The organism is Neisseria sicca 4320 (assembly GCF_000193735.1).
In the GTDB taxonomy this organism is placed as follows: domain Bacteria; phylum Pseudomonadota; class Gammaproteobacteria; order Burkholderiales; family Neisseriaceae; genus Neisseria; species Neisseria sicca_E.
In genome coordinates this window covers 20,810-41,233 of record NZ_AEPF01000116.1, presented here as the reverse complement: position 1 = coordinate 41,233, position 20,424 = coordinate 20,810, and the positions used below count along the sequence as shown (strand labels likewise).

Below are 20,424 nucleotides of genomic sequence, written 5' to 3'. Positions count from 1 at the left end.
AAAGTCGATGCGGGTGATGAGGCTGTGTTCGAGTTCGGGATCGGAGAGGCTGTGCCATTGTCCGGGCAGGATGGCTTTGAACATGGACAACAGGGGATAGGCGGGACGGCCGCGGTGGTCTCGGACGTAACGGGTTCTTTGACGATTCAGGTACTGTTCGATCGGTTGCCAATCAATCACCTGATCCAACTTCAATAGTGGGAAGCGGTCGATGTGTTTGGCAATCATGGCTTGTGCGGTTTGCCGGAAGAAGGTACTCATGAGAAATCCCCTAAATGTCTTGGTGGGAATTTAGGGGATTTTGGGGAATTTTGCAAAGGTCTCAGGTTCATTAGGCAATAGTGCAAAGGGTAGCTTACTAAACACAACAAAAAGGTCGTCTGAAAAATTTTCAGACGACCTTTTAGCTTAATTTTTCTGATTAATCTGTCTAAGGCAGTACAACCACATTTCAATCTTTTCCTGCACAGAAAAAGGAATACAGCAGCTGTATCATATCGTTGACTCGTGAATCGGCAATGTAATATTGCCGCTCTCGGTGGTTTACTTCAAAAGACACCAATCCGGCCTCGCGCAGTAGGGCTAATTGGCTGGACATCGCCGCTTGAGGGAGACCGGATGATTCAGCCAGTTCGGTTACATTGTACGGTCTTTCGTGCAGCTTACACAGTACGGCGAGGCGATGGGGGTTTGCCAGAAGTTTAAGGAAAGCGGTGGCTTCTTCGTAGGGTGGTTGATTGTCGGCTGTGGTCATGGTTTGACCTTTTCTGCAAATAAGAAAGTTGGATTATCAGCCATAACTGCCGCAGCGGCAACTTTCAGACGACCTCTGTTTAGCGGTTCCATGGCATTTTAGCCAGCAGTCGTGCTATGCCGCAGAATCCGGTTAAACCGGCTGTCAGCAGACCTGCGCCGACTACTGCGTCTATCAGATAAAACCAAGGCGATACCAGCGAACCTGCCAGTACACCGAACAGAACCAATCCGCCCGCGATGGTTTGTACCTGCCGCATGATGTCCGGCGCGGCGTGTTCGGCGATTATGGGCAGTCCGGCAGCCTTCCATGCTTGCAAACCGCCTTCAAGAATGTAGCACTCGCGTCCCCGACCGAGTTCCGCCAATGCTGCCTCTGCCTGCGTCGTGCGTTTGCCACCCAAGCAATAAAAAATCAGACAGGGGGCAGCATTTTCGGACAGTTTATCGCGATGCCGCTCCGGTGGTAGGGATAATGCGCCACCAATATGTCCGCCCCGATATTCTGCTTGGCTGCGAATGTCCACTGCCAACGCACCTTCACGGATTTTTGCTGCCGCTTCCGCAGGAGTAATTCGTGGAAGTTGTCCTTCTTTACTCATATTTTGCCTTCTTTATTTTTTGCTGATGTGGCAGGTATTGATGCCCAATAAGCTGTACAACGCGCAGTTGCCTATCAAGGCGGTAGCCAGCGGAATGATGCCCAACCAACCCCACCAGCCGATTTGACCTGTCGCAGCGGCGGCGATTAAGGCTACCCCAATGATAATGCGGAGAGTGCGATCCAAAGTACCTAAATTCCGTTTCATTTTATTGATCCTTGTCTGAGAGTGAGTTATCTAAAAATAAAAATATATAACAAAAGTTATATATAAGAAATTTTATATTTTTGGAATAATTTTGTCAAACGGTTTGCTGTGAGGTGTTCCGGAGGTAAAAGAAACCGGCTTCCAATCCGGACAATGTTTGGGTGTGCAAGGCATCAACCGCATTATGGTTGCGGCACAAAACGCCGTTATCGGCCACGGCTATACCACTACCCGTATTTTGGCCGCACCGCAGGATTTAAACAGCGGAACTTTGGAATTAACCGTTTTGCCCGGCAAAGTGCGCTCGGTTCGCACTGATACTTCGCACAACGACCAAACCCGTGTCGCGCGCATTGCCGCCTTTCAAAACGAAATTCCGTTGAAAGGCGGCGATATTCTGAATCTGCGCCGTATCGAGCAGGGGCTGGAAAATCTCAAGCGCGTACCCACCGCGGAAGCCGATATTCAAATCGTTCCCGCCGATGCACCCGATGAAAGCGACATCATTGTTGCCTGGCGGCAGCGGCTGCTGCCCTACCGCCTGTCGCTCGGTGTGGACGACTCCGGCAGCAAAACCACCGGCAAATACCAAGGCAGCCTGACTTTCTCTGCCGACAACCCTTTCGGCTTAAGCGATCTGTTTTATCTGTCCTACGGCCGCCATCTGGGCCATACCGACGCCCATACCGACTCCGAGGGCAAAAAAACCGCCGGCGGCACCCAAAGCTACGCCTTTCACTATTCCGTTCCTGCAGGCAACTGGCTGTGGAGCTGGAACCACAACTACTACCGCTACCACCAAGCCGTGGCGGGTATCAATGAAGTGTACGACTACAACGGCAAAAGCCGTGGCAGCGACATCGGATTTACCCGCCTGCTGTACCGTGATGCGCGGCGCAAGAGCCATATCGGCTTCAAACTGTGGCAGAAAGAAAACCAAAGTTTTATCGATGATGCCGAAGTCGAAGTACAGCGCCGTAAAACCGCCGGTTGGCAGTTGAGCCTAAAACACAAGGAATACATCGGCCGCAGCACTTTGGATATCGGCCTTGGCTACAAGCGCGGCACCGGCATGGCCGATGCCATTGCCGCCCCTGAAGAGGTGTTTGATGAAGGCACTTCGAGAATGAAGGTGATCACTGCCGACATCAGCTATAACCACCCCTTCCAAATCGGCCGGCAGCACTTCGTATATGACACCGCCCTGCATGCCCAGTGGAATAAAACCCCGCTGACGCCTTTGGACAAAATCGCCATCGGCGGTCGCTACACCGTGCGTGGCTTCGACGGCGAAAGCTCACTGTCGGCCGAGCGCGGCTGGTACTGGCGCAACGAAGTCGGCTGGTATTTTCAGGCTGCCCACCAGTTTTATCTGGCGCTAGACGGCGGCCATGTTTCCGGCGACTCGGCGCAATACCTGCTCGGCCAAACCCTAATCGGCGCCGCCGCCGGCCTGCGCGGCCAGTTCAAAGCAGGCGGCAGCCTGAATTACGACCTGTTTGTCGGCAAACCGATTAAAAAACCGCAAGGCTTTAGCAAACGTACCGCCGTTTTCGGCTTCAACCTAAACTATTCGTTTTAACCGGAGAAAACACGGGCACCACCTGCATTTGGGCTGCCTGTTTCCCATTTCCACACGGACGCAAGAACATGAACAAACACCGCCATAAAATCGTCTTCAACCGCCGCCGCGGCATTCTGATGGCCGTAGCCGAGACCGCAGTCGGGCAGGGCAAAAGCCCCGGCGAGCGCTCAGGCGGAGAAACCGGTGGCGGTAACGGCAGTCTAAAAACCCATTCAGGCTGCCGTTTGCATTTGGGCACGCTGGCTTTCAGCCTGCTGCTCGGTTTCGGTTCGGCCCTGATTGTGCCCGCCGCCGCTGCCGACATCCAAGCCGACAAATCCGCCCCCAAATCCCAGCAGCCCGTCATCCTGCAAACCGGCAACGGACTGCCGCAGGTCAATATCCAAACCCCCACCGCCCACGGCGTATCCGTCAACCAATACCGCCGTTTCGATATCGACACGCGCGGCACCATTCTCAACAACAGCCATAAAAGCGTATCCACCCGCCAGGCCGGCTGGATACAGGTCAACCCCTTTCTCGCCCGCGGCGAAGCCCGTGTAATCGTCAACCAAATCAACAGCAGCGACCCGAGCCGGCTGAACGGCTATATCGAAATCGCCGGCCGCCGCGCCGAAGTGGTAATGGCCAACCCCACCGGCATCCGCGTCGACGGCGGCGGCTTTATCAACAGCGCAGGCGCCACCCTGACCACCGGCCGTCCCATCCTGGCAGACGGCCGTTTCGACGGTTTGGACATCGGCAGCGGCCGTATCGAAATCGGCGCTCAGGGACTGGATGCGCGCGATGCCGACTACACCCGCATTCTCAGCCGAGCCGCCAAGATTGACGGCGGCATTTGGGGGCAGAACGTCCAAGTGATTGCCGCCGGCGGCCAAACCGACGCCGCAGACAGCCTGAAAGACCCCGCCGCACCCCGCGCCCCGTCTTCATCCGCCCCCGTCTTTGCCATCGACACCGGCGCCCTTGGCGGCATGTATGCCGGCAAAATCACCCTGATTGCCGCCGACAACGGCAGCGGCATCCGCAATGCCGGCAAGATTTACGCCGGTGCCGGCGGCGTGACCCTCAGCGCCGACGGAACACTGGCCAACAGCGGCACCCTTTACGCCCACGGCCAAAGCAGCATCGACAGCACAAGCAGCCTGAACAACAGCGGCCGCATTCTCAGCACCTCAGAAACCCGCATCCGCAGCGCCCATATCGGCAACAGCGGCCAAATCGACGGCGGCCGTCTCGACATCGCCGCCCCCGTATTGGACAACAGCGGCCGCATCAGCCAAAGCGGCAGTCAGGATCTGGCCGTCGATACCGCCCGCCTGGCCAACAGCGGCCGCATCGGCCTGCCGGAAAACAACAACGGCAACAGTGGAAACAGTAGCGGCAACAACGGCGGAAACGGCAACAACAACGGTTCCCACTCCGGCAACAAGCGGCCGCCCGCCAATAACGGCAACGGCAATAGCGGCAACAGTCACGGCGGCCATACCCAAGTCCCCACTCCTGCCGACGGCCGCATCAGCGTCTCCGGCCGTTTGGACAACAGCGGCACCATCGAAGCGGGCGGCCGCACCGATCTGAACGTACACAGCGAACTGGCCAACAGCGGCCGCCTCACCCTCGGCAGCCTGAAAGCAGACGGCAGCCGTTTCGACAACCGCCAAGGCGACATTCTCGCCCACAGCGCCGACATTCACAGCAGCCACAGCGACAACCGCGGCGGCGCCCTGGCCGCAGGCAGCCTGAAACTGGATGGCACCCGACTCGACAACCGCCAAGGCGCAATCCGCAGCAACAGCCAAAGCGACATCCTCCTTTCAGACGGCCTGAATAACGAACAAGGCGAAATCACCACTGCCGGCAGCCTGAAACTGACCGCCGGCGATATTGCCAGCGGCGGCGGCAGCATTCTGGCCGGCCAAGATCTCGAACTGACGGCCAACCGGCTGGACGGCAGCGGCACCCTGGCCGCCGGCCGCGACGCCGCCCTCAAACTCAGCGCCGACTTTGACAGCAGCGACGACATCGAAGCCGGCCGCAAACTCAGCATCGAAAGCGGCGGCAGCATCCGCAACCGCCACCGTTTGGCCGGCGGCCAAGCGCTCGACATCCGTGCCCGGCACATCGACAACCGCGCCGAAGGCAAACTGGTTTCCGGCAGCAATACCCGTCTTGGCGCCGACACCGTTGACAACCGCGGCCTGATCAACAGCAACGGCCTGACCCGCATTGATGCCGCGACTGCCCTGAACAACATCGGCAGCGGCCGCATCTACGGCAGCCGTCTCGCCCTGGGCGGCGGCAGCCTGAACAACCGCGAAGAACGAAGCGCAGACGGCAAAAACCAAGCCCCCGTCATTGCCGCCCGCGAACGTCTGGACATCGGCATGCGCAGCATAAGCAACACCGGCAGCGGCTTTGGCCGGATTGAAAACGGCCAAGTACAAACCGGCAGCGTCTCCAGCCTGATCAGCAGCGAAGGCACACTGCATATCGGCGGCCGTTTGAACGAGAGCCATCAAGCCGAAGGCAGGGCCGAGCGACTGGAAAACCGCGGCGCGCGGATTGAAGCAGCGGGAGGCGGGCAGATTGCCGTTCAAAAACTGGACAACCTGAACGCCGGTTTGCGCACCGAAGAATATTTGGCCGACAGCCGCCGCCAAACTGCCTACACCTTTGCCGGCGAGCCCGAACGCTACATTGACAGCGAAGACGGCAACATGAGCCAATACCGAACTAATCTGGTCTTCCGTTTCAACGAGCAGGGCAGACAGAAAAGCGGCAGTACCGAACGCAAATTCGAACGCTCCGACGTATCGGCGGTACGCCGCTACCAATACAGCCTGAACCGTTACCGCCAACGTATCGTAGAAAGCCGTCCGGGCGAAATCCTGATTGGCGGCGACCTGAAAGCCGAAGGCGGAGAATGGCGTAACAGTGACAGCAAAATCCTGATCGGTGGCACATTGTCGGGGCTTTCCAAAGACAAGATTGCCAACCACGCCACCCAGGAGCAGCGGCGTCTGGAAGAAGTCGGCATAAGCGAACATGCGACCTTCGAAAGAAGCCATGGCCACCGAGGCAGGCATCATGTCTATTGGAGAGGTGGTTATGCTTACAACAACCCGAGCGTCAGCACCCACGACTTTGAAAACCAGCTGAGCGACATTCTGCAAAACCAAGGCAGCCTGAACCCTCCTGCCGGCCATGCAGCCGCAGCCGATGCAGCCACCGCCGCCGTTGCCCCGCCGCGCATTAAAAGTCCCGACGGCAGCTTCAGCCTGCCCGAAAGCAGCCTGTACACCGTCCGTCCCGACCGCCCCGGCTATCTGGTGGAAACCGATCCCGCCTATGCCGACTACCGCACCTGGCTGGGCAGCGACTACATGCTCAAAGCCCTGCAAACCGATCCCAACCGCACCCACAAACGGCTGGGCGACGGCTATTACGAGCAACGCCTGATCAACGAACAGATTGCCCGTCTGACCGGCTACCGCCTTCTGGACGGCTACCCCAACGACGAAGCCCAATTCCAAGCCCTGATGGACGCCGGCATCAGCTTCGCCCGCACCCAGCAGCTGACCCCCGGCATCGCCCTGTCCCCCAAGCAGGTTGCCCGGCTGACCAGCGACATCGTCTGGCTTGAAAGCCAGACCGTTACCCTGGCCGACGGCAGCAGCCAAAGCGTACTCGTACCCAAAGTCTACGTACTCGCCCGCCCCGGCGATCTCAACAGTGCCGGCGGCCTCATCAGCGCCGACGCCCTGCAGCTGAATGCCGGCCGCATCGATAACCGCGGCACCCTTGCCGGCCGGCGCATCGTCGATCTGGCCGCCGGCGACATCAGCAACAGCGGCCGCATCGGCGGCAAAAACGTCATACTCGACGCCCAACAACAAATCGACATCACCGGCGGCAGCATCGAAGCCGAACGGCTGCTCAGCCTCAAAGCCGACAACATCACCCTCCAAAGCAGCACCGCCCAAAGCGGCGACTCGCACAACGGCCGCACCACCGTTGACCGTGTGGCCGGACTGTATGTCAGCGGCACAGAAGACGGCCAAGGACTGCTCAGCCTCGAAGCAGGGCATGACATCAAACTGAACGGCGCCCGCCTGGCCAACCGCGCCCGCGACGGCCGTACCCAAGTCGTTTCCCACCAAGGCAGCGTCACACTCGGCACCGTCCGCACCGAAAGCCACGAAAGCTACGGCGCGGCAAACGACAAAAACCACCGCCACGTTCACCAAAGCGCCGAAGCAGGCAGCCGTATCGAAGCGCTTGGCAACATCACCGTATCCGCCGGCAAAGACCTGAACATCCGCCAAGGCCAAATCGACAGCCAAAACGGCCGCACCACCCTGGCCGCCCAAGGAAACATCGACATCGCCGAAGGCCGCCGCACCCTGGATCTGGACGAATCGACCTACAGCAAAGAGCGCGGTTTGGTCGGCAGCAAAAGCCGGCTGGACCAATACCGGCGCCAACACGACGAAGCAGCCGGCAGCGTGATTACCGGCCGCGAAGTCAGAACGGCTTCCGGCGGCGACACCCGCATCCGCGGCAGCCAAATCATCAGCGACGATCAGACCCTGATTGCCGCCCAAGGCGGAGTGCGCATTGACGCCGCAGACAACCGCTACCAGGATTGGGAAAACCACGAGCGCAAAAAGTCCGGCCTCACCGGCAGCCTGAAAAACGGCGTGGCGATGGCCGGTTACGGTAAAACCCAAACCAAGCTGCAGCAAAACAGCGTATCGTCTGCCGTAACCTCCTCGCAGATAGGCAGCCTGAAAGGCGATACCACCATCGCGGCGGGCGGTAAACTGATTACCGAAGCCGCACAACTGTATGCCGGTGGCGATCTGAAGCTGCAGGGGCACGAAGTTTCCCTTGGCGAAGCCTATAACCGCAGCGAACAGCACAGCCGGACACAGCGCAAACAAAGCGGCTTCTCGGTCGGCATCACTTACGACCCCTATACCGCCGGCAAAAACGCCTGGGACAAAGCCATGCAGGGCGGCGGGTACAGCGACAGTATCGTCGGTAACTGGATGCAGCGCAGCAGCGCCTCGGCCAAAGCCAGCCAGGCCGCCGGCACCCCCGGTTGTGATCAGCGGCGGCCGCAGCCGCAGCACGCAGACGCAGGATGGCAGCAGCGCCGAAGCCGGCCGCCATCTCAGCATCCGTGCCACCGAAGGCAACATCGAAGCCAAAAGCGCACAAATCTCCGCCGAAGGCGATGCCCTGCTGTATGCCCGCGACGACATCCGACTGCTGGCCGCGGCCGACAGCCGCCGGCAAACCGGCAGCAGCAAGCGCAGCGGTTTCTCCATCGACAACCGCGACCATATCACCCCCTTCGGCACCTTTAACGATCAGGGGCAGGCTGCGGGCGAGATCGGCAGCATCAGCGGCAGCACCCTGTCCGTGGGCGGTAAAACCCGTCTGCTTGCCGAAAAAGGCAATATCGCCGTCAGCGGCAGCAGTCTGGTCTCCCAAGACGACCTGCTGCTTAAAGCCGGCGGCGACATCAATATCCGCAGCCGCGAGGGCGACATTACCGTCCAAGGCAGCAACATTACTGCGGGCGACACCATCCGCCTCGATTCCGCGCGCGACATCCGGCTGCTCTCCGCCCAAGACAGCCAACATCAGGACGGCAAAAACCGCAATGCCGGCGTACAGGTCGGCGTCGGGGTTTCCGTTGGTGCCCAAACCGGCGTCTATATCTACGCCGAAGCCGCCTACGGCAAAGGCAAAAACCGCACCGACAGCCAAACCCATCAAAACACCCTGCTGCAATCGGACAAACTGCAGCTCAGCAGCAAGGGCAATACCGTGCTGAACGGTGCCCAAGCCCATGCAAAACGCATCGACGCCGAAGTCGGCGGCACACTGCACATCGAAAGCCCGCAGGACACTGTCGAACAGGAGAGCAAACAAAGCGGCGGCGGCATCCGCGCCCAAGTCGCGCTCGGTACCGCATGGAGCGTATCCGGCAACTACAACCAAAGCAAAGCCAGCGGCCACAGCCGCAGCGTCGGCAGCCAAAGCGGTCTCTTTGCCGGCGAAGGCGGTTATCACATCACAGCCGACAGCGTCCGGCTTAAAGGCGGCGCCATCGCTTCTGCCGCAGACAAAGACCACAACGAACTCACCGCCCGCAGTTTCAGCTTTGAAGATATCCGCAACGAAAGCAGCTACAGCGCCAGCAGCATGGGCATCGGTGCCGGTTATGGCGGCAGCCTGAAAGGAAGCGACGGCTTCAATCAAAGCGCCTTCGGCCGTGCGTCCCAAACCGCCGGCCAGAACATGAACAAAGGCCTCAACTACAGCCCCACCCTGCCGCAGCATGAAAGCGGCGGCAGCCAAGCTTACACCCGCTCCGTACTCAGCGAAGGCAACATCACCATCGGCGGCCAAGCCACCAGCGCCCGCGCACTCGGCATCCAAACCGATCTGCAAAACGCCCACCGCAGCGCCGAAGCCGTACCCGATCTGCAAAACCTACTCGACAAACAGCAAATCGTCGCCCAATCGACTGCCGCCATCCACAGTGCCGTCGGCACCTATAGGGGCAACCGTGCCAAAGCGGCAGCCGAAGAGCTGGAAAAACAACAGGCCGCCCACGAAGGCAGCCTGAAAGAGCGAAACGACGGCAGCTACGAACACTATCTCAGCCTAAGCCATCGGCCGCACCCTCGGCCATGGCGGACACCACGGCATACTCGGATTTGCCGGGCGTGTGGTAGCGGGTGAAGGTCCAATCAGCCAGCATGCAAGTGGATATTGTACAGTCGTAGACATGCGTTGATTGGATGGTATGAGTGTGGGTGTTTGGCATGGGCTCATTCCTGAAATGGCGAGGTTTAGACAGCCACAGTCATTGCGAGGTATGCAGATTGTCTGAAATTTCGCGTTACACTTCAATTGCGTTCCTGTTCCGATAACTAGTTTGCACAATTATTTTTTGGAATACCTTTGGGATTAATAACCATGCAGCAGTCTTGAATTTTTGCATACATGACCGTGTGCTTGTCTCCGGCAAGACGTGAGCGAGGCTGAGCAAATCCATATTGTTAACAAAATAAAGATTTAGTGGAGACTACTGCAAGTTGGGGTGCGGGCTTGAGCAGAAAGTAGTTCAGTACAATAGTGTTTGACGCGCCATTAAACTGCTATATTTCTCCGGCCAGAAGAAGTAGATGTTGACGAAAATTGTTTTCTACTCTACCCATCAAGAAGTTTAATAGGTATGAAGAGATTGTCTGAAAATTGATTTTCAGACGATCTTTTGTAGAGACTACTATAGTAAAAATAATTTACCTTACATCCTATAAATTACCTACGTTGACGGTTAACAGCAATAAGAGGCTTATTTAAAGTAACTTGGGTCATACCATGCATATATGCATTATATTGCCATACAATAAATTGCTGTTTATATCGCTCATTAATTTCTTCCAAACGTTGTACTTGAGCTTTTAAATTCTTAACTTGCTTTTGCAGATAATCCATTGTTACATTCGGTTCTGGATTAGCTTTTGCTTTTTCTTTAAGCTTCTGTTTTTGTTTACTAAATGCCTCTTGTATATCTGGATAATTAGCTAGTGATTGTCTTTCAATACTCTTAATATTCAATAACTCTGAAACTTTAGAGCAAAGTAAATTCCATGTTAACTTCCCCTCCCAGGTTTTAATCAACATAATGATATCTTCCAAATTTTCTTCTGTAATAAGAATTTTAGGCATACTACATCTCCATTAACCTATATAAATCATCATCAAGTTTAGCCGTTTCTGGTTTTAGAATGTCTACATCCATTCCTTTTTCCTGTAAAGCTAATTTAACTGGGGAAGGGTCATACTCATCAGGAATTCGTAATAATGATCCATTTGGAATTTCCCTATTTTCTAGAAATGCAATTTTAGTTTTTATATGTGTTAATCTCCATCCCAAATTACTTATCCACCGATCTGCACCAAAAACACCTAATTTATGATGCTCTCTCGCTTTATTAAATTGTTCTGTAAGTTGAATTTCTCTAAGCTTTAATATTTCTAAAGATGATTCTAATCCTTTAATACAAACGAGTTCTTTACATGTTTCACAATCCCCATGGCGAGAACATGGCGACATTGCATAATCATGCTCACAAATGCCTATTTCTGTTATAGTTGCAATTCCAATTCTATTTTTTCCTAAGTCTTCATAGGTTACTGGAAGATTTAAATGGATTTTATCTAAAAGTGAAGCATCCTCGGGAATAAGTAAATTCCGAACTGCTTCACTTTTTTCTTCTTCTGTCCTGTGATCATAAGCCTTATTATCTGCAATTCTAGCCCTCCCTGCCCAGTTCGCTAAAGTTAATTCATCCATTCCACCTCTCTCAGCTTTTGTACTTAACCAATGCCTTGCATTGTGTGATAGTAATCTAACAAACTCTCCTTTCGAAGTAGTTATACAATGCTTTTCCCATAATGATGTTTTGGGACGTGTATCCGAATAGCAGAATCTATCATTAATAAGATTTACTGTTGGTAATATAAAAGAAAATTTTTTAGGGAGAAAATCATCATGAAATTCATTTTCTCTGAATAATAAGGCTTCAGAAGCTTTAACGTTTTTATTTTTATCAATATATGGCCAGTAATTGAATTTTGAGGTATATTTTTCGTATAAGTACTTTCCCAAAACATTAGAGGTTATAACGCCATTATTTTCTTTCATTAACTTTTCAAACCACTTAGTTTTAATCCCATGCTTTCCATTAATTTCTAAAATCTTACCTATTTCTATTTCAGTTAAAGGTTTTTGAGATAAATAATGGGATACTTGCATACCTTGATCTGGTGATATCATTACTGTGTTAGGATTTTCTTCTACAAACTTTGCTGCTTTTCTTGCTAAAGCTCCTATATCTGTTAAACGTTTGACTGCTTCAATAATCACATCTTGCATGCTACTAGGAACCCATTTCAAACCCTCTTTTCCATTTTTTGCAGGTATCCATTGAATACCTAATTGCCTATTTCCTAAGCTATCTTCTTCCCATTCTAAGCAATTAACAGATAAAGATATCAACTCAGAACAACGAGATGGAGCAACCATAAGTAGAGCCATAACTGCTGTATAATACTCAGTTTCTTTATCTAAATTTGGTACATCATGAAAGAGTTTAGCAACCAACATCATTTCTTCATCTGTTGGCATTTTACTTGAACGGTATTCTTTTCCTCTTTCATCAAGCAATATCGTTAAATCTCTAGGACGTTTATATGGGTTATTCCATAAAGACAAATTTGGAGTAATACCATTTTCACGACAAAAATCAAATAACTTTTCAAGTTGATATCCTAATTTATTGACTGATTCAGTATCTTTTTTATATTTTTTCAATACAAGGGTTTCAACTTCATTAATGACTAAATTATCGAGTTGTAATACATCGCAATTGGCTTTTACATTGTATAAAGCCATTTCAACCATACGTAATGATTCCATATGCCGTGATAATTGACGAACTGGTTGCTGAGAGTAAACATAACGAATGTATGCTTTAGCAAAATTAATAAATGGTTCAGATAACGGCTCATATTGATAGGATGTAGATTTAACCCTATCTGTAGAAAAACGAACTTGAATGTTGTGAAGATTAAAGGTATCTCTCCATTGATTATTGTCCCAACAATCACTTCCGAAAGCTGTAAGTTTGTTTTTACAGAAAGTGATAAAATTTTCTAAACTGGATTTTGAATTCTCATGTACCTGGAAAAAAATCGTATTATTCATAATTAATGAGTCTCTATATTTTTTTTCATTTCATTACACGCTTGAACAACATATTCAACAGCCAATATAATACGATCCTTAGAAGATGCATAATCTATACTTTTAGTTCTTCTTAACCGTTCTTCTTTCTCTTTATACAGTTTATTTAATATTTGTTGATGTGGACCATCAACCAAAGGTCTAAATTTAGGACATAAATAACAAGTCTCATAACCAGTTATACAAAAATCATTCGTCCCACATGCGCCTATGGTATCTACTCCGTTATTAGTTATTAAAGATGTTGGATCAAATCCTCTCTCACTTTCATTCAAATTAGAAATAATTCTGCCAACAAATGCTTGGGCTAGTTTTCCCATTTCAGCACCCATAACGCGATTAATATATTGCACTGTATCCGCTGTATTTTCAGTATAGACTTTCAATTTTGTGTATCTGAGTGATCTAGTAGTTCTGCTATAATCTCTGCACCAACTCCTTTTCTCCCTAGGTTAGTCCCCCTTGTATGGCGGAAACGTCTTGCATTAACATGAATGATTTCACCTGTCCGCTCTGAAACAGCTTTTTGATGAATACAGAACTTTCGTAATGTGTTTTTCTCTAATAAAGATGTTGAGTAATGAAAAATATCTTTATCTAATAATGAAAGATCAAAACACCTATTTTGTATATTCCTTTTCAAAGTATTCCAATCGATAAACATTGGTAATCTCATTTTATAATCTGATATAAATGCTTCATCAACCAAACTAAGTAATTTTTTGTATTGATATTCTATGAAGTTTAAGAGAATTAAATACAAATCCTCTGTGATGACAAGCTTTTTAAATGTTCCTCTAAATAACCCACCTCTCTTTTTAGCCCTAGGGATATTTAGGAAATAATTCCATGTTCCTTGAGAAATTTCCTTTTTCAAGTCTTCAAATTTTAAATGGCGGATTTGAATAGGTCTTCTCGCGGTAGCTTGAAGTAAGTGAATATATGTATATGTTTCAAATGGAATAAGATCTTCTTTCCAAAGTCTAGCCAGCTCCGTCATTAAAGCCAAAATTTCATTTTCAGTAAATGCACCTGTATAAGGGCATCTCATTAATACCGCTTTACCTTTGTTGTTTCCACTCAAGGTAAAGCTTTCTAGCAGCAATGCAACTGATTCATCAACTCCATAATAACCATACTCATGCCATGAGAGCAAAAAACCTTTTAGTGCACCTAAATACCATTCATGATCTTTTCCTAATTTATTTTTCCAATCCAAGATTATTGGCACGTTAATATTTTCTAATCTAGTTGAAATTACTAATCGTTGGAACTGTTGGTACATGTGAGATACGTGATAACTTGAATATTTTTCGGCATATATTGCTAATGTCTTTCTAAACCCTTCTAATGTTTTTTATTAATTCCTAATATGTGTTTAGAAAAATTAATCTTTATTTCTTTGCTTATATGCCAAGAATTTTCGTTTTCATCAAATACATATCCATCTCTAGATTGTCTAATAATTTTATTATGATTCATAATCATCAACCTTTTTTGAAACTCAATTTGAAGTTCTAATAATATCTTGTTAGCTTTTTCTCTAATATAACGTTGATTATAGAAATTACCTGATTTTTCTGACGTATGCCCCATGAGATGCTGTCTTATTTTTGCCTCTTTTTCAGGGGAGATAAAATCTTTATGGGAAGAATCATGATTTAAATTTTTATTATTCTTATCTACTTTTCGTGAAAAATATAAGTTCCATTCATGACGAAAAATATGCGGATGAATAATAGAGAATCTTGGATCTACCTTTTTCATCGTTGGTACAATAACGTTGTCAAAAGAACTTGTACTAATTGGACTCCCTTGAGTTTTTCCTTTTCGATGAGTTACAAACAAATATGGATGTGTATTCGCATTGGGAACTTTAGAACGATAATTCATAATATAATCATTAAGTAGTTGAGCTATCTTTTGTGATATTGGCAAGCGCCTTTCTTTAGTTTTACTAACTGCCTGAATTTTTCTTGTGTCAAATTTATCATCATGCGTTCGCTTTATTGTAACCGATGGTTTAGCAGTCCCTATATCGATAAATGGTATTTGAAGTGATAATAGTTCTCCTCTTCTAATTCCTAATTCTTTCAGTAAAATAAACATTAAATGGTTTCTTTTTCTTATTCCGATATCTTGAAACGGATTATTAGGGTTTGAAAAGTTCGCAATAGACATAAACTCATCTAACAATCCATCGGGTAACTCACTTTCTGGTTTGATAGATAATGCTTTATGATTCTTAGGTCTTACTCCTTTAATTAGCGTAAGTAATTTTGTTAATTTTTTGATATATTCGTTAGATACACTTATTACTTTAGATAGAAATAATATGTATTCTGAAAGTGTTGTTAGCCTATTATATTGGTGACTAAGAGATACAGACGAGTAAATATCAATAAATTGAGTTCGACCTTTCATTGACACACTTTTTTTGTACTAATTACATTTTTTTGCTTTTTTACATTTAGTCTCATATGTTGAATAAGAGATTCTAATTGATTTTCTGTTAAGAGTATCTCTTTATGAATTAGATCACTAATAACAAGATTATTCTCTTTTTCCCAGTTCATTAGCCATTGTATGGTTCCTAGTTTATTTCTAATGGTATTTACTGCGGATTGATTACGTAGTTCTACTGTTACCCATAGGGTTGAATAAAAATCAGGTATGCCAGTTTTCTCATTAACTAACAGGGAAAAGCGTTCTCCATTTGAAAACAGGATTGTTTCTAGTCTATACATATCTACTAAATTTACAGAGTTAATATATATAAATACTAACAAAGAAGATAACAAAAGTCAAAATATGTGTAAAAAAAGAGAAACCTTGCTATATAAGGTTTCTCTGGGTTTTAATGATTTATTTTTTACAAAATTCAAGTATACAGAATTCAGAACGGAATATCGTCGTCGATGTCTTCAACTGGAGCAGCCGGTGCGGCGGGTGCTTGGCGGCGGGGGGCTGCGGGAGGCTCTTGGTTTTGCGGGGCGGCTTGGTATTGCTGCTGCGGTGCTTGTTGTGGGTAGCCGCCTTGGCTGTAACCGCCGTCGTCGTAAGGCGCGCCGCCGCTGTTGTCGTTGCGGCCGCCGAGCATTTTCATTTCGTTGGCGATGATGTCGTATGCGGTACGTTCGATGCCGTCTTTGCCTTGGTATTTACGGCTTTGGATGCGGCCTTCCAGATATACTTGGCTGCCTTTTTTCAGGTATTGTCCGGCGATTTCGGCGAGGCGGCGGTACATGGTGATGTTGTGCCACTCGGTGCGTTCTACGCGCTGGCCGTTGCGGTCGTTCCAAGTTTCACTGGTGGCAACGCTGAAATTGCAGACGGCTTCGCCGTTGGGCATGTAGCGGACTTCGGGGTCGCGACCGAGACGGCCGATAAGGATGACTTTGTTCAATGACATTTTTTAAACTCCTGTGATGATGTTTTCGGCGGCCTCTTGGTCAAATCCTTTTTGCAACGCCTTGATGTAAATGGTTTGTTTGTCTGCGCTGAAGGTAATGCTTTCGACGCCTTCGACTTGGGACAATGCTTGGTAGAGCGAATCGTGTTTTTCCTGCCATGCGGGGCTGACGGGATAACTGAGATTTTTGACGGGTTTGGGCGCGGGTGCGAGTACGGCGATGACCAGCCATAGCAGCATCAACACGCTGCAAAAGGTGAAAACGCCTGCAAAGCCGTATTGTTGAAACAGCCATCCGCCGCTTGCGCCGCCCACAAATAGCCCGACGGACTGCATGGTATTGTAAACGCCCATCGCCGTGCCTTTCAAATCGGATGGCGCAATCTTAGACACCATGGATGGCAGGCTGGCTTCCAATACGTTGAAGCCGATAAAGTAAATAACCAGATAGGCGGTAATCAACCAAATCGAGTGCATGCCGAACAATAAGCCGATTTGCGCCGCTGCAATGCAGGCGATGCCGAGAATGAAGACTTGTTTGAGCTTGTTGCGGGTTTCGCCGATGATGATGAGGGGAATCATGATCACCAGCCCTGTAATGGTCGAGGGCAGATAGACTTTCCAATGCTGGATTTTTTCCAAACCGAGCTGCGTCATGGCAAACGGCAGGGCGGTAAACAACGCCATTTGTGCGGCGTGCAGCGCGAAAATGCCGAAATCCAAGTTGAGAAGCTGGCGGTCGCGGAGCACTTCGCCCATGCGCGAGGGCTGCGCCTGTGTGTCTTCGTGCAGCTTGGATACTTCGGGATCGGGGGTCATCCAAGCGACAACGCCTATACTGATGACGGTCAGGATACCGGTCAGCATAAACAATCCGGGAACGCCGATAATGTCGGCAATCATCGGCGCAACCACAAGGCTGACGGAAAAGGTCAAGCCTATGCTCAAGCCTATCATCGCCATTGCGCGGGTACGCACGCCGTCTCGGGTCAAGTCGGCAAGCAGCGCGGTAACTGCGGCGCTGACTGCGCCAGCCCCTTGTATGGCGCGCGCGGCAACCAGCATGGGCAATGAGTTGGCGGCGGCGGCTAAAAAACTACCGGCAGCAAAGACAATCAGTCCGACATAAATGGTTTTTTTACGTCCGAACTTATCGGAGGCGATGCCCAAAGGCAGTTGCAGCAAAGCCTGCGTCAATCCGTAGATGCCCATCGCCAAGCCGACTAAGGTTTTGTTGTTTTCCGCGCCGGGCAATGAGGCGGCATATAAGGACAAAACGGGAAGAACCAAGAACATCCCCAACATACGCAGTGCGTAAACGCCGGAGAGGGTGGTACTGGCACGCCATTCGTGCGGGAACATTTGGATGCGGTTGTCTTTTGCCATAAACGGTTTTTCAGACGATCCCGTAGGATTCAGAGGTCGTCTGAAATTTTGAAATTGATAGATGTGCGGATTATACAGGATTCAAAAGGGTTTGCATTTGCACAGACCGCAGCCGTCTATAAACCGCGGTTCAACCCCACTGCCAGCGGTTGCGCCACGCACCTAAGACGGCGTTGGGATATTTGTTGCTGCCCAAGCTGCCGTTGAAGTGCGCCAAAGCGCGGACGATGTTGCCTTTTTCAATATTGTTGTAATGGCGCAGGATGGTGCAGCCGTAACGCAGGTTGGTGCGGATGTCGAACAGGTTGTGCGAAGGTTTGCCGATATAGTTTTTCCAAAACGGCATGACCTGCATCAGCCCGCGCGCGCCGACGCCGCTGATGGCGTATTGGCGGAACGCGCTCTCGACTTCGATCAAACCCAAAATCACTTGGGTATTCAACCCCGCGCGGCTGCTTTCGTATTGGATGTTGACCAGCAGGCGGCGGCGTTCGGCAGCGTCGGGAACGTAGCGGGCAAGGCGTGAAGACATTGCCGCCAGCCAGCGTTCACCTTCGTTTGGATCGGCGAACACGAGGCGCGGCGGATTGACATTGTTGATGGAGCTGCGCATGACCGAAGCGACATCGTCGGCAAGCGTTTCTTCGCGTTGCGCGCCGGCGAGTGCGGCGGCAGGGCTGAGCAGCAATGCGCCGCCTGCCAGTAAGAAGCGGCGGCGGGACGGGGATTCGGGTGTGAGGATAAGGTTTTCCGTTTTCATGTGTAGTGTCATTCGTTTAGTCGGTTTAAAGGTCGTCTGAAAACCCTATTTTTGTTTTCAGACGACCTTTTGACGTTTGCAAAACGGATATTATAAGAATATCTCCGTGCGGAATCAAAGGCAACGTGCATCGTTTATAAATGGATTGACTTGAAGCAGAATTGCGGCGGTTTAAAGTTGATTTGCGATATTGTCAATCAACGGCGGGACAGAGTAACATTAGACCTTCGTTTATCCACCGGTATTTTTTCATGACCACTACGCCCACCAACGTCCTGGCATCCGTCGATTTAGGTTCCAACAGCTTCCGCCTCCAAGTTTGCGAAAACAACAACGGACAACTAAAAGTCATTGATTCCTTCAAACAAATGGTGCGCTTTGCCGCCGGTTTGGACGAACATAAAAACCTCAGCGAAGAATCTCAAGAACGCGCCTTGGACTGTTTGGCAAAATTCGGCGAACGGCTGCGCGGGTTTAAACCCGAACAAGTGCGTGTCGTGGCGACCAACACCTTCCGCGTAGCAAAAAATATCGCCCAATTCCTACCCAAAGCCGAAGCCGCACTGGGCTTCCCCATCGAAATCATTGCCGGCCGTGAAGAAGCCCGCCTTATTTACACCGGCGTCGTCCACACCCTGCCGCCCAACGGCGACAAAATGCTCGTCATCGACATCGGCGGCGGTTCGACCGAATTTGTCATCGGTTCCGACCTTCAGCCGCTCGCTACCGAGAGCTTATCTTTAGGCTGCGTCACTTACAGCCTGCGTTTTTTCCAAAACAAAATCACCGCCAAAGATTTCCAAGCCGCCATCTCCGCCGCACGCAACGAAATCCAACGCATCAGCAAAATGATGAAGCGCACAGGCTGGGATTTCGCCATCGGCACATCCGGCTCCGCCAAATCCATACGCGACCTTATCGCTGTCGAGCTGCCCCAAGAAGCCGACATTACTTACAAAGGTATGCGCTACCTCGCCGAGCGTATCATTGAAGCCGGTTCCGTCAAAAAAGCCAAATTCGAAACCCTAAAGCCCGAACGCCTGGAAGTGTTTGCAGGCGGACTGGCCGTCATGATGGCAGCGTTTGAAGAACTCGAACTCACTAAAATGACCGTTACCGAAGCTGCCCTGCGTGACGGCGTGTTCTACGACCTGATCGGACGCGGCTTGAACGAAGACATGCGCGATCAGACGACCGCCGAGTTCCAAAACCGCTACCACGTCAGCCTCAACCAAGCCAAACGCGTCGCAGCAACCGCGCAAGCCTTTATGGACAGCCTGTGCCATGCCAAAAACGTAACCGTCCAAGACCTTGCCCAATGGAAACAATATCTCGGCTGGGCAGGCAGGCTGCACGAAATCGGACTCGACATTGCCCACACCGGCTACCACAAACACTCCGCCTACATCCTCGAAAACGCCGATATGCCCGGCTTCTCCCGCAAAGAGCAAACCATACTCGCGCAACTGGTTATCGGACACCGCGGCGACATGAAAAAAATGGCGGACATCGTCGGCAGCAGCGAAATGCTATGGTATGCCATTCTTTCCCTGCGCCTTGCCGCACTCTTCTGCCGCGCCCGCCTGCCTTTGGATCTGCCGCCGCAAACCCAACTGCGCACCGACGCAACCGGCAAAGGCTTCATCCTGCGCATCAGCCAACACTGGCTCGAACAACACCCCCTAATCGCCGCCGCGCTCGACTACGAAAGCGCGCAATGGCAAAAAATCGATATGCCTTTCAACGTGCAGCCCCAATAAGGTTGAAAATGGTAAAAAGGTCGTCTGAAAATCCGTTTCAGCATTCGTAATGAACGTTGAAACAGGTTTTCAGACGACCTTTTGTGTATTGAGTCATCGACAAGGCTCGCTGCTAGGCAAACCT

General features: G+C 50.4%; 15 protein-coding genes and 1 pseudogene. 4 read left to right on the top strand and 12 right to left on the bottom strand.

What is annotated here, in order from left to right:
* From NSCA4_RS0110455 to NSCA4_RS0110440, 4 genes are all read right to left on the bottom strand, one after another.
* Window positions 1-261: IS5 family transposase (locus tag NSCA4_RS0110455; RefSeq protein WP_016688076.1), on the bottom strand; the 261-nt coding region annotated here is incomplete at its 3' end.
* Between the two features lie 190 nt (window positions 262-451).
* Window positions 452-754 carry an ArsR/SmtB family transcription factor gene (locus NSCA4_RS0110450; protein ID WP_016688075.1) on the bottom strand — a complete coding sequence of 101 codons (303 nt, stop codon included), beginning with the start codon at window positions 752-754 and terminating at the stop codon, window positions 452-454.
* A gap of 79 nt (window positions 755-833) precedes the next feature.
* Entirely contained in the window at window positions 834-1,355 is a 522-nt protein-coding gene (locus NSCA4_RS0110445) for a rhodanese-like domain-containing protein (RefSeq protein ID WP_016688074.1), read from the bottom strand.
* A gap of 12 nt (window positions 1,356-1,367) precedes the next feature.
* The gene (locus tag NSCA4_RS0110440) at window positions 1,368-1,562 is read right to left on the bottom strand and encodes a YgaP family membrane protein (protein WP_016688073.1); all 195 of its coding nucleotides are present in this window, start codon (window positions 1,560-1,562) and stop codon (window positions 1,368-1,370) included.
* A gap of 124 nt (window positions 1,563-1,686) precedes the next feature.
* Between NSCA4_RS0110440 and NSCA4_RS13135 the strand changes: the two are divergent.
* The 3 genes and pseudogenes from NSCA4_RS13135 to NSCA4_RS16120 form a co-directional block, all read left to right on the top strand.
* Window positions 1,687-3,144: pseudogene (locus NSCA4_RS13135) on the top strand (ShlB/FhaC/HecB family hemolysin secretion/activation protein); the annotation flags it as partial.
* 68 nt (window positions 3,145-3,212) lie between these two features.
* Window positions 3,213-8,522: a two-partner secretion domain-containing protein gene (locus NSCA4_RS13130; protein ID WP_438284944.1), complete on the top strand. Its 5,310-nt coding sequence runs from the start codon at window positions 3,213-3,215 to the stop codon at window positions 8,520-8,522.
* A 55-nt stretch (window positions 8,523-8,577) separates the two neighbouring features.
* Window positions 8,578-9,909: a hemagglutinin repeat-containing protein gene (locus tag NSCA4_RS16120; RefSeq protein ID WP_438284945.1), complete on the top strand. Its 1,332-nt coding sequence runs from the start codon at window positions 8,578-8,580 to the stop codon at window positions 9,907-9,909.
* A gap of 582 nt (window positions 9,910-10,491) precedes the next feature.
* Here the strand turns inward: NSCA4_RS16120 and NSCA4_RS0110425 are convergent.
* From NSCA4_RS0110425 to NSCA4_RS0110395, 8 genes are all read right to left on the bottom strand, one after another.
* Window positions 10,492-10,902 (bottom strand): hypothetical protein, encoded by a 411-nt coding sequence (locus NSCA4_RS0110425; RefSeq protein ID WP_016688071.1) that lies wholly within the window; start codon window positions 10,900-10,902, stop codon window positions 10,492-10,494.
* A 1-nt stretch (window position 10,903) separates the two neighbouring features.
* Entirely contained in the window at window positions 10,904-12,943 is a 2,040-nt protein-coding gene (locus tag NSCA4_RS0110420; RefSeq protein ID WP_029609729.1) for an integrase, read from the bottom strand.
* A gap of 2 nt (window positions 12,944-12,945) precedes the next feature.
* Entirely contained in the window at window positions 12,946-13,368 is a 423-nt protein-coding gene (locus NSCA4_RS16115) for a hypothetical protein (RefSeq protein WP_255265308.1), read from the bottom strand.
* A complete protein-coding gene (locus NSCA4_RS13125; protein ID WP_255265307.1) occupies window positions 13,365-14,267 on the bottom strand; it encodes a site-specific integrase in 903 nt (300 codons plus the stop codon). Before NSCA4_RS13125 ends, NSCA4_RS16115 begins: the two co-directional genes overlap by 4 nt.
* A gap of 62 nt (window positions 14,268-14,329) precedes the next feature.
* Entirely contained in the window at window positions 14,330-15,406 is a 1,077-nt protein-coding gene (locus NSCA4_RS13120) for a site-specific integrase (protein WP_255265306.1), read from the bottom strand.
* A gap of 472 nt (window positions 15,407-15,878) precedes the next feature.
* Window positions 15,879-16,394, bottom strand: coding sequence for a single-stranded DNA-binding protein (locus tag NSCA4_RS0110405; RefSeq protein ID WP_016688069.1), 516 nt, complete (start codon window positions 16,392-16,394; stop codon window positions 15,879-15,881).
* Between the two features lie 3 nt (window positions 16,395-16,397).
* Window positions 16,398-17,780, bottom strand: coding sequence for an MFS transporter (locus tag NSCA4_RS0110400; RefSeq protein WP_016688068.1), 1,383 nt, complete (start codon window positions 17,778-17,780; stop codon window positions 16,398-16,400).
* Window positions 17,781-17,910: 130 nt separating this feature from the next.
* Complete coding sequence (locus NSCA4_RS0110395) at window positions 17,911-18,540, bottom strand: lytic transglycosylase domain-containing protein (RefSeq protein ID WP_016688067.1); 630 nt, start codon at window positions 18,538-18,540, stop codon at window positions 17,911-17,913.
* 251 nt (window positions 18,541-18,791) lie between these two features.
* Between NSCA4_RS0110395 and ppx the strand changes: the two genes are divergently transcribed.
* A complete protein-coding gene (gene ppx / locus NSCA4_RS0110390; RefSeq protein WP_016688066.1) occupies window positions 18,792-20,300 on the top strand; it encodes an exopolyphosphatase in 1,509 nt (502 codons plus the stop codon).
* Window positions 20,301-20,424 lie beyond the last annotated feature (124 nt).